8 protein-coding genes and 1 pseudogene are annotated in these 14,045 nt (G+C 63.0%); 4 read left to right on the top strand and 5 right to left on the bottom strand.

Translation table 11 applies throughout. The annotated features are described in order from the left end of the window. Positions 1-19: 19 nt before the first annotated feature. Both ACQPWU_RS45330 and ACQPWU_RS45325 read left to right on the top strand, forming a co-directional pair. A complete protein-coding gene (locus ACQPWU_RS45330) occupies positions 20-3,523 on the top strand; it encodes a type I restriction endonuclease subunit R (protein ID WP_433431962.1) in 3,504 nt (1,167 codons plus the stop codon). Next, entirely contained in the window at positions 3,523-4,281 is a 759-nt protein-coding gene (locus ACQPWU_RS45325; RefSeq protein WP_433431960.1) for a M48 family metallopeptidase, read from the top strand. Before ACQPWU_RS45330 ends, ACQPWU_RS45325 begins: the two co-directional genes overlap by 1 nt. A 465-nt stretch (positions 4,282-4,746) precedes the next feature. Here the strand turns inward: ACQPWU_RS45325 and ACQPWU_RS45320 are convergent, their stop codons facing one another. Beyond that, positions 4,747-6,174 (bottom strand): IS1380 family transposase, encoded by a 1,428-nt coding sequence (locus ACQPWU_RS45320; RefSeq protein ID WP_433431959.1) that lies wholly within the window; start codon positions 6,172-6,174, stop codon positions 4,747-4,749. 541 nt (positions 6,175-6,715) lie between these two features. Here ACQPWU_RS45320 and ACQPWU_RS45315 point away from each other — a divergent pair. Then, complete coding sequence (locus tag ACQPWU_RS45315) at positions 6,716-8,773, top strand: AIPR family protein (RefSeq protein WP_433431957.1); 2,058 nt, start codon at positions 6,716-6,718, stop codon at positions 8,771-8,773. Positions 8,774-8,840: 67 nt separating this feature from the next. Here ACQPWU_RS45315 and ACQPWU_RS45310 read toward each other — a convergent pair whose 3' ends face one another. Continuing rightward, on the bottom strand, positions 8,841-8,978 hold the full coding sequence (locus tag ACQPWU_RS45310; protein WP_433431955.1) for a hypothetical protein: 138 nt from the start codon (positions 8,976-8,978) through the stop codon (positions 8,841-8,843). Positions 8,979-9,672: 694 nt separating this feature from the next. Between ACQPWU_RS45310 and ACQPWU_RS45305 the strand changes: the two genes are divergently transcribed. After that, on the top strand, positions 9,673-10,374 hold the full coding sequence (locus tag ACQPWU_RS45305) for a PASTA domain-containing protein (protein WP_433431953.1): 702 nt from the start codon (positions 9,673-9,675) through the stop codon (positions 10,372-10,374). Positions 10,375-10,481: 107 nt separating this feature from the next. Here ACQPWU_RS45305 and ACQPWU_RS45300 read toward each other — a convergent pair whose 3' ends face one another. From ACQPWU_RS45300 to ACQPWU_RS45290, 3 genes and pseudogenes are all read right to left on the bottom strand, one after another. After that, positions 10,482-10,955, bottom strand: coding sequence for an NUDIX domain-containing protein (locus tag ACQPWU_RS45300; protein WP_433431951.1), 474 nt, complete (start codon positions 10,953-10,955; stop codon positions 10,482-10,484). A 10-nt stretch (positions 10,956-10,965) separates the two neighbouring features. Then, a complete protein-coding gene (locus ACQPWU_RS45295) occupies positions 10,966-11,265 on the bottom strand; it encodes a winged helix-turn-helix domain-containing protein (RefSeq protein WP_433431949.1) in 300 nt (99 codons plus the stop codon). A gap of 806 nt (positions 11,266-12,071) precedes the next feature. After that, positions 12,072-13,454, bottom strand: a pseudogene (locus ACQPWU_RS45290) (DNA/RNA helicase domain-containing protein). Positions 13,455-14,045 lie beyond the last annotated feature (591 nt).

Genomic DNA, 14,045 nt, shown 5'->3' with positions numbered 1-14,045 from the left:
AACCGAAAGGTGACGGCAGGTGCCTGAGCGGGACGAGGTGGAGCTGCCTCTGATCCAACGGTTGCTCGCGTTGGGATGGAGGGAACATCTCGACGGCTCACGCGGTGCCGCGATACCGAGTGATCCGGATCACTCTGATCGTGATAGCTTCACAGAGCACTTACTGCGGCGGCGGTTCCGCAAAGCTGTTCAGCAGATCAACACGCGTCCGGGCGGCGAGGAGTGGCTCGACGATGCTCGGCTGGACGCCATCGAGGCGGTCTTCACCAGGCCGCCGGCCGGCGGCCTCCTGGAGCGCAACCAGGCGGTCACAGAGCTGCTTCTGAAGGGCGTGCCCGTCGAGGGGGTGCCCGACTGGGACAGCGGCAAGGTCAAGACTGCCCGGCTGGTGGACTGGGACGACCCCGCCGCCAATGACCTGCTGGTCGTCAACCAGTTCCGGGTGCGGACGGCCAACAGCTCGGTCGTTTTCGATCTGGTTCTGTTCGTCAACGGTATTCCGCTGGTAGTCGTGGAGGCCAAGCGGCCGGGGCGGGAGGGTGGGATCGGCGAAGCAATCGCCGATCTCCGAGCCTATACGGGTGAGCGTGCGTCCGGCCCGGATGATGGAGTCCCGGACTTCTTTCGATTCGTCCAGCTCCTGGTGGCTACCGACGGGGATCGGTCCAGGCTCGGGACGATCTCCTCCGAGCCGGAACATTATGCGATCTGGCGTACGGTGGAACCGGCTGCAGCGCGGCAGGTTCGGGCAGAGCTCGGCATCGGGGCAGGGCTGCCCTTCACCGAGTCGGAGATGCTGACTGCCGGGGTGCTGCGTCCTGAGCACCTACTCGACATCGTCAGAAACTTCATCGTCGTACATCAGAATGACGACCGGAAGGTCAAGATAGTTGCCCGCTATCAGCAGTTTCGTGCGGTGTGGCGAATGGTCGAGCGGCTTAGAAACCGCCGCTCAAAGCTTCAGGGCGCCGCGCGAGACGAGCGGGGCGGTATCCTCTGGCACACCCAAGGGTCGGGAAAGAGCCTCACGGCCGTTTTCTTGATCCGCAAGATGCGAACCGTCAGACGCCTGTCTCGATTCAAGATCGTCATCGTGTCTGATCGCCGTGACCTCCAACGGCAGCTCCAGCCGGTCCTTGCACTGAGCGACGAGACTCCCCTGCTGGCCCGCAGCATCGTGGCGGCCAAGGCATACCTTGCAGAAACCGGGCCGGGCGTAGTCCAGCTGATGATCCAGCAGGCACAGAGGGACGAAGCACTGCTGCCGGAGGCAGAACGGGAGCGGTTCGCTGATGATCCTGAAGATTCGGTCATCAGCTTCCCTGAGCTCAACGCCAGCGACGAGATCCTGCTCCTCATCGATGAGGCGCACCGAAACCAGGCGGGGTGGCTGCACGCCCGGCTCAACAATGCCGTACCGAACGCTGCCAAGATCGGACTCACCGGAACTCCGATCGTCAGACGGAACCGTCAGAATTCACAGAGGATCTTCGGTGACGAGATCGATGTCTACGCCCTGGGTGATTCGGAGATCGACGGCGCGACGGTTCCCATCCGCTATGAGGGCCGGGAGACCTTTCCTGAGGTAGTTGACCGTGTCCTGCTCGACGAGGGCTACCAGGCAGTTGTCCCGGACCCAGATCAAAGGGACAGGCAGCAGCGGAGCATGGAGCGCCGCGAGATCCTGGAGCGCGAACACGTCATCGCGGCCAAGGCCCGCGACATGCTGCTGCACTGGGTGGATCGCATCCTGCCCGGGGGTTTCAAGGCGCAGGTAGTTGCCGTATCCAAGCTTGCCGCCGTCCGCTACCGTGACGCCTTCCTGACGGCGCGGGCTGAGCTCGTCGTCGCCTTGGAGCACTTCCAGAGAACAGGGCAGCTTCCCGACGGTTTCGCCGTACCCGATGATTTCGACGCGGAGTTCGCCGAGCGAGCCGCCCGCCTTCTTCCGCTCATCCGAGTCATCGACTTCGTTCCCGTGTTCTCTCCGGGGCAGAAGAACAAGGAACCACCGGCGTGGAGAACCTGGACCTCGGATGCGGCGCAGCGCCGCCACATCGACGCCTTCAAGGATCGCCTTCCGTCCCCCGAAACGTTCGGGGCGCCACCTGCCTGGACGTCCGAGGCGTCGGGCGAGCATGCGTCGCCGGACAAGCACACGCCGTGGGCGAACGCTGGCCGAACAGAAGGGCCGAGCAGTGCTGCGGCTGTCGGATCCCAACATGACCCGTGGAACCTGGCGCATCCTGATGACGGCTTCAATCACGCGCGCGCGGTCATTCCTGAGGGATCGCTAGCCGGTCCGAGCGGTCCGGGCTCCGGCGGCGGCGCTCCAGTCGCCTTCGTGATCGTGGTCGCCATGTTGCTCACCGGGTTCGATGCTCCGGTCGAGCAAGCCCTCTACCTCGACCGGCCCATTCGCGAGGCTGAGCTGCTCCAGGCCATCGCCCGGACGAACCGCACTGCGAGATTGAAGACATACGGTCTGGTCGTCGATTATGTGGCGCTCTCGGACAACCTGGATAAGGCGTTGTCCGACTACCGCCGGCAAGACGTGGAAGGAAGTTTGGAGAGCCTTCTCGGCCGCGACGTGCCGGAGTTGCGCGATCGGCGTCAACGGATGCGAAACTTCCTCGTGGAACTCGGCATCGAGTCGATGGCGGGTGAATCTCCGCGACGTGAGCTCGTTGTACGGCTGGCCGATCCTGTGCTGAGGGTGCGGTTTGATGGGCTGGCCAGAGAGTTCTTCGCCTACCTAGACCGGGTCCTACCTCGGCCCGAGGCGCTGGAGTTCGAGGAGGACGCCCAGTGGCTGCTGCGTACCCAGTACCTCGTTCGCCACACCTATCGGGAGACCAGGGACGGAGGGCTCGATCCATATCTGTACGGCGCGCACGTTCGGCGCCTGCTCGACCGTCACATCCGAGCCTGGGCTGTGCTCCAGAAGATCCCCCCGGTCGACATCTCCGACCATGGATTCCTGCAGCGCGTTGACGAGCTGGGTGACAGCCGTCTGTCGGCCATGCACATGCAGCATGCCTTGGAACGGCACATCAGGGAACGTCGACCCAGCGACCCCATTCAAGCTCAGCGGCTTAGTGAGCGTCTGGAGGAGCTAATCAGGCAGTTGCAGGGCTCCTGGGAGCAGCTCTCTCTGGAGCTGCGCTCCCTTGTCTCCGTGACTCTGGACCACGAGCGAGCGCAGGCTCTACGAGCGCGCGAACTTGACCTCGATCCAGGCGCTGAATTGCCGATCCACAGTGTTCTGGAAGGGCGACTGAGAGACCTGGTTCCGGAGGACGGACCACAGGTGGTCGACGTTGCGCGGACGCTCGCGGCGCTCATTCGTTTCGAGGTCAGGCCGCGGCACTTCCCATACACTCGCCAGCTGCAAGTACGCCTGCGGCGGCTCATTCGCCAGCGGCTCATAGATTCGGGTCTCGTCCAACGGGAGGCTGCAACGCCGATCGCCGAAGAGGTCACTGAGCTCGCGATCGCGCGTCGGGGGTATTACTTGGACTGATGAACAGGTTCGATGACGTGACGGCGCACCGACAGGCATTGGCAGAGCTTGGTGTTGATTGCCAGCTGGAGATCAGCGTGCGGAGCCGAACGGTGGGTATCTCGGTGGCTCCCGGAGGCTTGATCACCATCCGCATGCCCAGATGCACGGAACCCAGGGACCTGGTCGAGATTGTGCGTCGTCGCATGGAATGGCTCGCCAGGGCAAGGGTGCAACAGATGGCATCCGCACCCGCACATCCGGTGAAGCGGATGGTGGAGGGCGAATCTTACTCGCTGCTTGGCCGTAACCATCGCTTGCGATTCGTTGATCTTGATGACCACTCGGTGAGGGTACGTGGGAACTGGTTGGAGGTAGCAAGGGAGGCTCCCACCACTATGGCGGCAGAGATCATCGATTGGTACAAACGGTGCGGCCGCGAGTGGTTGGATCAACAACTTCCTCGATGGGCTCTCCTCTTGGGAGTACCGTTCCCCCATACACGGATCGAGGACCTAGGGACACGCTGGGGCCACTGCGACCAGAACGGAATTGTCCGGTTTCACTGGGCACTCTTTCAAGTACCAAATAGTTTGGTTGAGCTCGTTTTGGCACACGAGTTGGTTCATCTAACGGAGCCTGGCCATGGAGCCAGGTTCCAACGAACCCTTGCGCGACTAATTCCCGATCACCATGCCCGCTTCGAGGCACTGACGGTAGTCGGGTCACGGAGTTGGATGGGGCGAGTCGAATCCTCAATGCCACCATCTGGCATTTGAGGGTCATCGATAGCCAATGAACTCCCCGGCTGCTGGGCGCCAGTAACTCCGAGGCGAGGACGACGCGGTTGGAATCGTCCGACCCCGCGATCAGGAAGGTGTGCAGCGGCCCGAACCGCGGCTCGATCGGGCGGGCCCGCGAGCCATAAGTCACGGGTTCAAAGCACTGCTCGCCTTTGCGCTTGGTCGCTCATGTTCGGGGCCTCGTCGGGTCGCGCTGCGCGGATCGACTTCAGCGCTGCCATGGTGTTGGCGCCGCTTTTGCTGCGCCGGGTGACGTCCCACAGCGTGCCATCGCCCAGTTAGCCTCGATTCTTCAGTGGGCTGTGCTGTGTGAGTGGCTCCGCGGGTTGCCCGTAATGTCCCCTCACGGTTTGGGGCGGGCCGTCGCATGACGCTGCGGGGCGCCGGGTTCCACGGGCCCGGATGAGGCTCCTTCCTGATCGTCGCGGTCGGGGCCGGCTCTCAGGCGAGAGCGGGCAGGTCGGTGAGGCGCTGCCAGGCCACGGCGAATGCCTGGGCCCAGGGCCAGGTGCGCTCGATGCGTAGGTGGCGGCGGCGGGCGTGACGAGCAAGGCGGGCGGGCAGGTGGTAGAGCCGGTAGCGCATGGTGTCCGGTTCGGCGTGGGTCAGGCCGTCCTGGTCGTGCAGGGTCAGCAGGCGCAGCCAGCAGTCCAGGTCGTGGCCGAGGTTGGCCGCCAGCATCCATCCAGCGTTGATCGTCCAGTCCTTGCTGGGCAGGTTGCGCAGGCCCATCGCTTTGCCGGCGCGGACGCGGTCTTCGACCACGGCGTGGGCGCGGGCCAACGCGTCCAGCCATTGCGGGTGGTGGGAGCCGGCGATGCCCCACATGCGGCCGATGTTGGTGACGATGATCGAGTACCTCCAGCCCGTCTTGAGCTCGAACGCGGTGAGGTTCTTGCGGTGCCGGGCCGAGGGGCGGACCCGGCGCACCAGCAGCCGCATGCCGTCGGGCCAGCCTTTGCGCTGGTTCAGGCCGGTCAGTTCGGCCACGTGGTAGTCGGGCTGGAGGTCGCCGTCCTGGCGCAGGGAGTCGGTCCAGGCGGTGGCGGGCAGCCGGGCGATGGCCTGCTCGTCGGCGTCGGTGATCATCCAGCCGACCAGGTAGCGCACCGTGCGGCGGGCGGTGTTCAGCCCTTCCAGGTGGACCAGCAGATCGTGGGTGGCGCCCGCGCTGTCCACCCGTACCAGGATCTTGGCCTGACAGGAGTTCGGGATCTGAGCCAGCGCCTCACGCAGCACCCGCAGGTGGTCGGCGACGGTGTTGCTGCCCGCGTTCCCGGGGCGCAGCAGCATCGCCAGCGACTCTTGAGTGTTGGCGCACCAGCAGGCCAGCGGGTGAAAGCCGTACGTCTTCTTGAACGTGACCGCCGCGCCGTTCTTGTCGGAGGCGGAGGTGATGACGGTGGCGTCGATGTCGATGACGATCCAGCCGCGCAGCCGTTTGCCGGCCACCGTCAGCCAGGGGAAGCCGCCCGGCCGCAGATGCAGCAGTTGCCAGACGCGGCGGCGTATCTTCGCCCGGGCCGTGGCGATGCGGGCGAGCATCGGCTCGTCCAGGCCGGCCAGGGTGCGGTGGGTGGTGGAGTCCGACGGCCCCGTCCCGAACAGTGCCGCCTGGTGGGCCTGCAACCGCTCGGCCTCCAGCATGCTGCGTGCGCCGCACACGATCACGGCGGCCAGGCTGATGAGGACATGCGCGCGGTCGCGCCAGGTCGCGCTCTGCCCATCCGGCCACAGTTCGGCGAGCGCCGGGGTCAGCCCCACTCGATCGGCGAGCTTATGCAGCAGGACCGCGCCCGCGTGACCGACCAGCCCTTTTCCGTCGGCGGTGACAGACAACCGGCGGTCCCACCCGATACGCTCACTCACCAGAAAGGTGCACCTGCTTCTGCAGCGGATATGGCTTCGACACCCGAATCCTTGCAGTTCAGGGGCACCTTTTCTCATGTTCTAGAGCACAGCTACCGCCCCGGTTGAATAGCTGAGGTTAGTAGCAACCGTGGAAGTTGTGCACGCCGTAGATACGGGTTGTCTGTTGCCGGCGGCCAACCCGGGCTTGCCGCGCCAGGCTCGTCCAGCACATAGGCAGGGCTGGATCGACAGCGGCCCGATCTGGTCGAAGGCGAAGCACCGGTTGGGAAGCGGCCGGTGATCTCGTCATGCCGTCCAGCCGTACGCGGCCGATCTTTCGCCCACGCGGTCTGCAGCGTATGAGACGAGGCTTCCGGCTGAGCACCGGATCTTTGCCGATTGCGGTCTTACCAGGAGCCTCCTCTTACTGCTGCTGCTTTCGGCCGATTAGCCGAGGACAGCGCCATCAGGATAGAAAGAGCTCTCTGATGTCCCTCACAAGTCTGTCCCCAGGGCTCTAGGCTGATGTCGTACAACATCACAAAGGGGTGGGAAGAGTATGAAAGATCTCCAGGCGCGCCAGCTTGAGAGGGCTCTGACCGAGCAGTTCGGCGACCTGATTGACATGTCCGACCTCGCTCGGCGTCCCGCAGACCAGGTTCGCCAGTCGTTCTTGAGCCGTGCCTTGGCAGCCCTTGCGGTTCATGAGGTCACCGGACTAGACCGCAAAGAGGCGGCCGCCTGTGTGATTGACGGCTTCGATGATGAAGGCATCGACGCCGTGGCGGTCGACCCCGACGCGCCACACATCTGGATTGTTCAGGCTAAGTGGAGCAGCAAAGGTGAAGCCACCTTCAACAATGACGCAGTACGGGCTCTCGGCAAAGGATTGAAAAGACTCATCAGAGGCGAATATGAACGCTTCAACAAGAAACTCCAGCCCATGGTTCCAGATTTGGAATCAGCTCTAACGAGCGCGCAGGTTCAGATTTCAGTAGTCCCAGCTCTGGCTGGTGATAACGACTTTTCTCCTGGGGTGCGGCGAGAATTGAAGGAGTTGCAGGCTGAGTTTAACGACCCGGAAGAGATATTGCGCGTCGAGCCGCTACTACTATCAGATTTTGTGAGTGCGGTACGGGCCGGACTAGACGATCCAAAGGTCGATCTCAAAGCGAGAATGCCGGATTTTCGATTTCATGCCGAGCCATACTTGGCTTACTTCGGAACCCTCACAGCGGATCAAGTTGCAGACTGGTATGCAAAGAATCGCAACCGGCTATTTAAGCGCAATATTCGCTATCCGCTAGGTTTAACAAAGATTAATTCGGATCTAGTCGACAGCGTCATTCAGAATCCAGAGCACTTCTGGTACTTTCACAATGGCATCACTGTACTTTGTGACAAGCTTAAGGTGGGCCCAAGAGGTGACTTGGAGCTATCGGGGGCAAGTGTGGTGAACGGCGCTCAAACGGTCGCTTCGCTGTATGCCGCGGCTACTCGATCAGCGCATGCCGTGGCAAAGGCCCGGATTAGCGTGCGTATTATCTCATTGGAGGATACGCCGCAGGCTTTCGACCGCCAAGTGACAGTTGCCACAAACACTCAACACGGGGTAGTGGAAAGAGACTTTCGAGCTCTTGAGCCTATCCAAGAGCGTCTTCGGGTGGAGTTTGACGTCATTCTGAACAAGAAATACGTACTCAAACGCGGCGAATTTATTCCGCAGCTTAATGACGGATGCGATATGGAGGAAGCGGCAATCGCATTAGCGTCTGCCAAGAGTGATGTGAAGCTATCGTTCCTGGCCAAATCTGATATCACTCAGCTGTGGAAGGATGGGGCCTATCATAAGCTGTTTGGTGGATCAGAGGCCCGCAAAGTCTGGCGTGCCGTCATGTTGGTTCGCGAGGTTCGGGCAGCTCTAGGCGCTACACAGCAGGATCTCGAAGGGCGGGCGGCGCTCTTCGCTGACCAAGGAACTTACCTAGTCAGCCACCTTATTTTCCAGCAGTTTCGCGCCTGGTCATCATGCTCTGAAGCAGACTGGGAAAACCTACTGAGCAATATTCCTATAGCGACTGAGGCAGCCATTCGCTGGTCAATGTACGCCATTGACGCCTCATTTGGCGGAAATAGTCAGATCAGTAGCATGTTTCGCACCGCCCAACGGTACGAGAAGATCGCGGAGACGGCCTTAGAAGGAGTCCTTTCTGGCAGCCAGCCTCCCGAATTGGCGCCAGACTATAAGGCGGAAGTGCGAGAAGGCCGTGCACGACAGGCCAACGCCGTCACGGTAATTGTCGATGCAGGAGCTATTCAAGAGGGTACTCGCCTTGAATTCCGACCAATCGTAGCATCTGAACGGCGAGCCCTCACTGATTGGCTTCTGGAGGACCCGCGTCGAGGCCTAGCTACATGGGTTCAGAGTAAGCCGAAGGCGCTTTTATGGGAGTGGGATGGCAAGCAGCATTCACCTAGCGCCCTGGTGCTGGAAATGTTCCGTCAGGCCAATAAGCCGGGACCGAAAGCGATTCAAGGGACCCGTCGTTGGTTCGTTCCAGGTCAAGGCTCGCTTGTAGATATCGCTAACAATATTCGAGACGACTCAAGTGAATAACAAACGCGCAGGAGCTCTTCAGCTCCACCAATAATCCGGGATGCGTGTGGTTGTGGTTGGTTAAGAGTCATTCCAGCGTGTCGGCATCAGCGCTCTTGGGGCCCGCGAGCTGATAGCCCAAGCCGTGCACGAAGAGTATCGAGATCAGCGAGAGTTCCGGCCATGACTCAGACACTTCATCACGGGCGAGAACGAGATCGCCCACAGGTGTCCGTGTGAGAGTGCGAGGCTTGTGCTGTAGTTCCTCCGGGACAGGAGGTAGTGCGCGTCCGTAATCGTCCAGGACCGTTGTTTGCAACGGCGTTAATAAGAACGGTCCTTAGCCAGCATGCCCGGATGCAAGCTGACTCGGATCGCAGGGCCGCCAGGCCCGAGCACCGGAAGCGGTGTGGCAGCACTTCCGGCAGAGCATCGGAACCGAAGGAAGCATTCCCGTCGTGAGTTGCCGCCCACGGGAGCATGGCGCGTGGGCGGTGCTGGCCCGGACCGGCCGAAGAGCCGCAGCCGGGCCGGCTTGCCGCCTGACGCGCTGCGGGCCGCCGGAGGTGGACCGCCTTGAAGTCGTAGGGAAAAGTCTCATCCGGCCGATCTATCATGCCGATCTATCAGCGATCTCTCTCGTGATGTCTCGAAGCTGTCCCGTCTCGCACATGGCTACAACGTCGCGCCCTGTTACGAGATCTTGATCTTGGCTGTGTACCGTTCCAATCGCTTGTCTTCGAGCAAGGGAAGGGAAGGTCGCCGTTCCCGTGGCACGCCGTTACAACCCCCCGCCCAACTGGCCGGCTCCGCCTCCGGGCTGGTCCCCTCCGACCGGATGGAGACCTGACCCGTCTTGGCCGTCTCCACCTCCTGGCTGGCAGCTGTGGATCGACGCCCCGCCCCGTTGGCTAGAAATTGTGAAGCGCGTTTACCTGGGTCCTGCGCGTACCCCGCCCGCGCGGAAGGTCTTGCGTGCTGGATTTCTTGGCCTGCTGACGCTGGGCATTGTGACCGCGCCCTTCCAAAGCCCCAACACCTCCCCGGCCGCGAACGACCGGGTGCTCACTCAAAGCTCGCCCGCTCCGGAAGTGAGCACGAGCGCCTCATCGGCGCTGGCCTTGCCCAGCCAGCCTCCGCCGACTCCTGCAACGGAAGATGCCACGATCACAATGCCCGATCTGCGGGGTCAGGATGCCGCAAGCGCCCGGAGGCATCTGCGGACGTTGGGCGTGCGAATCATAGGCGTCGAATCCGTCACCGGGAAACAAGTGGTCATGGAGTCCCTTTGGACCGTGGTTGGCCAATCCCCTGAGCCTGGGGCGGCCGTCACACCGGACACCCCGATCACCTTGAAACTGGACAAGGTTCAGGAGCCGGAACCGACCAAGGCCGTCGAGCCGCGGGAGTCCCCCACAGAGGAGCCACGAGAAACCGAGTCTGCAACTTCCCGGCCTTCACCGAAGAAGACGACGCAACCTCCGGCACCGGCGGAAGACCCTCGCTTCGACACGTGCGGGGAGGCGAACGCTCACGGCTACGGTAACTACCAGAAGGGCGTGGATCCCGAGTACGGCTGGTATGAAGATCGCGATGGCGACGGCATGGTGTGCGAACGGTGAGCCATCCGGGATGACCTCGGGTGGGCCATCGAGCTGGACGGTTCGGCTGAGCACGCCGACAGCGACTGCTGTCGCGGTTGATGCTTCACCCCGTCGCTGCCCCTGGTTCAGCCGATGTGCGGGCCGCCCCCTCGGAGGTAGTGGCTGATCCTCAGTTGCATGGAGCGGTGCATACCGTAGTTATTGAGCTCGTGTCGGGGTACCCAGCGCACTTCCCGCGATTCTGAACTCGGAGTCGGCTGGCCACTTGTGGCCCGCGCGGTGAGGACGATGGAGAACTCCTGCCGGACCTCGTCGTTGCTGGTGTAGTGGATGACGTGGCGCGGGTCGCTGTAGGTGCCTACCAGTCCCGTGATCTCGCAGACGATCCCGGTCTCTTCAAGCGTCTCTCGGATGGCTGCCTGCGGGATGGACTCGCCGAGGTCGATGGCACCGCCGGGGACGGCCCAGTTGCCGTTGTCGGAGCGGCGGATCAGCAGCACATCGCCGACGTCGTTGGTGACCACGACATTCACGGACGGGACGAGACTGTTAGCGGCAGGTGCGTTCGGGTCGTTGTGGTAGTCGATCCGTTGACTCACGGGCCGGAGCCTACTCCGCCGAGGGCTCGTTGGTCTCTTTGCTTCTGCGTTCCTCGCCGTCGGCATTAACGAAGCTGCCCAGGTTCGGGACGGTGTAGACCTTGCCGGCGGTTCTGAGGCGTTCCATGGCCTTACGTATGGTGGGGCGGGCGACTCCGAACTCTTCCATGAGCTTGACCTCGGAAATCTTGAACTTGGGTCCCCACTCACCGGAGTCGATCCGCGCAATGAGGACTTCGAGGATCTGCTCCCAGCGGGAACGGTCCTCGTCGAACTCCCAGGTGCGCATGTGCTCGACATATCTGGCCACGGTATGAGAGTAGGAGGGCGTTTCACGGCCCTTCACACCAGATCATGAAGTTCCATGGAGCTGAATGGAGTAGACAGGCACTTACAGGCTTGCTAGCTTGGAGGTATGGCGTTGGTGAGCGGTGGTCCAGGGCTCCTCCGGGTGGGGCTCCGCTTGTGCGATCCAACTGGGCGCCCCGTGAGAGCGCACAATGCGGCCAGAGCTGGTCACTCGCTCGCCAACGCCTCTTCGGTACCTCTGGTCTTCGTTGGCGTCGCCCACCAGACATGGATATTCGTGCGGTACGGAGGACGGTGAGCCTGTGGCTGAGTTCGACGGCTTCCATTGCGGGCACCCCGCGGCGCCCCGCTCTGATGCGGTTGCGGTCAGGTGGTCGCCCAGTCGGCGACGCGCGGACCGTATCCGAGTTCGGGCCTACACCTGCGAGTGCTCCCCCTTGGTTTTCGAGCAGTGCGTTGCAGCCGGGCTGGGATTCGTGCGGCGGTATGACCGGTCCGTCTCCCCGGCGACCGTCGTCGAAAGCCCGTGGATGAGGGTGTCCGACGCCGAGGCGCTCTGGTGGCAGATCATGCATGGCGAAGCGAGATGAGAACACGCCGAACTGACAGCCCGCACACGTAGCGTCACGTTTGCAATGGCCTCGTGGCGGCGTGTTACCGCAGGTCGAAGGCCGACCTGCGGTTTCGCACGCCCGCCGACTGGCAGTTTTTCTCACAGCAATTGGCAACATTTACGCCGATCAGTCCGAGGCTGGCGCCGTCAACCATCACGCCGGCCCGGATGCTCGTGGTGTTCCCCGGCAGCGCTTATGTCCTCGCTGTCCGCACCAAGTCGGCGAGGTACTTCCGCAGCTCAGGATCGACCGCGTAGATGACCGTTCCCCGCATACCTCGCGTAAGTAGAACCTTGTACACATTGCGCACAAGCTGATCAAAATCGCTATCGGGAACGGATTTACGGCTCCTGAAAGCAGGATCCTTGTTCTCCGCGCGTACGGTGACCAGTCGCCCGTCCTGGACCGTCAGGTCAGGCCCCAAGATGACGCCGTTCCAGTCGTACTCGAACCCCTGAGCCGTGTAGACGCACCCCACTTGCCCGAACCCGTTCGGCTCGCTGGCCCACAGCATGCTCGGCGGATAGTCGCCGACGGCGCGGTCCTTCTTGACGTTCCACGGCCGAGCCCAGTCACCGATGACGACGTCGTTGACGAGGGTGTCATCGGGGCGCGGGTCGCTCCACGGCCAGCAGTAGCCGGCGGTCATGCGGGCCGTGCCGGGCTTGGTGCTCAGATAAGCCTCAAGCTCCTGCGGTGAGTCGGCGAGTCGCACCTCGAAGTCCTGGTCCCCGTCCCACTCCATCGGCTCGCCGTCGGTCAGGCCCAGCAGGCGGAGCACCCACTGCTCGTATTTCCGGCTGCCGCCACAGCGGAACTGCTCATCGAGTGACACGAACCGCACGTCGTGCCCCTTGGAGCGGGCGTATCGCTCAATGCTCTCCACAGTGCCGAGCTCGCCGGGACGTACCACCTGATGCTGGTCAAGGAGTAAGACCGGCACCCGCGCCGCGGACAGTAGCTCGTCGAGCTGGCTGCGTCCCGTCCGCTGGGCCGCCGGGGTGAAGCGGTTGGTGGAGGTCTCGCGGATGCGATGGGCTTCGTCGCAGATCAGCACGTCCATGCCGTTCTGCTCGGCATCTGTGAAGCTGTTGAAGTACTTGAAGAGGTTCTTGATGCGGGTGCTGCCGCGGCCGGGTTAGCGGCGCATGGTCTGGGTGAAGGACTGCGAGCCTGTGGCGTGCAGGGCCGAGCGGCCCTGCCGGTACAGCTCGCCGAGCAGCGACAGGGCGATGACGCTCTTTCCGCTGCCGGGGCCGCCGGTGACGATGACGACTTGCTTGGAGTCCGCACGCCGTGCCTTGTCGACGGCACCCATCACGAGTTCGTACGCGACCTGCTGCTCGTCCAGCAGCGTGAATTGCTCGCGCTCGCGGATCTCCTTGGAGGCGTACGTCATGAGCTGCTTGCTGGGGGCGACCGCGCTACGTAGAAGGCGGTCGGCGGCGTCGGCGCCGGGCTTGGCGGATAGCCGCTCGCTCAGGTACCGCAGGAACTCGCCGCGCCGCTGCTTGGTGAACAGGCGGCTGCGCTCGTCGCGGACCTGGTCTGTTAGGCCGTCGATGTCAAGGTCCATGGCATTGTGCAGGTAAGCGGCGCCGTGGACGGCGTTCGGCTTGCCGTTGAGCACTCCAAGGAAGTCGCACATGTACTCGCAGTACCGGCGTACCTGCTCGGCGGGGTGAAGTATCTCGCCACCCGGCATGCCGTCGACGATGACCAGATGTTCACCCGCCTCGGAGGGCTCGGCGCGGCTCCACTGCTTGAGTTCGACCACGACGTAGGAGTCTTCGCCGGTCCGCGGGTGCACGCCGGCGAGCACCACATCGGCTCGCCTGCTGGTCAGCGGAAGTTTGTACTCCACGAGCATCTCGACCCGGTGCAACCCTGCGTCGGCCAGATCACGGGCGAGGACCGGCAGGCTCCGCTCCCAGGACCTGACCTCGGAGGGTGAGGAACGGCGTCCGGTCGTTGCCCGCACGTGTTCGGCGATCACTTCCGCGAAGGCGGCCTCGTTGGGCGAGGCCAGAAGGTTATCGACAGACAGCCGCAGAGCCGTCACGGATTGTCCCCCAGGCAGCACGAAAGAACTCGTGCGGGTGGGGGCCTATCCGCTACGGCTGTAGCCGTACGACCGCGGAAGCCCGTCGGGCCGCATCACATGGTC

It is taken from the genome of Nonomuraea sp. CA-141351 (assembly GCF_050944675.1).
In the GTDB taxonomy this organism is placed as follows: domain Bacteria; phylum Actinomycetota; class Actinomycetes; order Streptosporangiales; family Streptosporangiaceae; genus Nonomuraea.
Note: the sequence above shows the minus strand (reverse complement) of the source record. Positions and strands in the feature narration are given on the sequence as shown.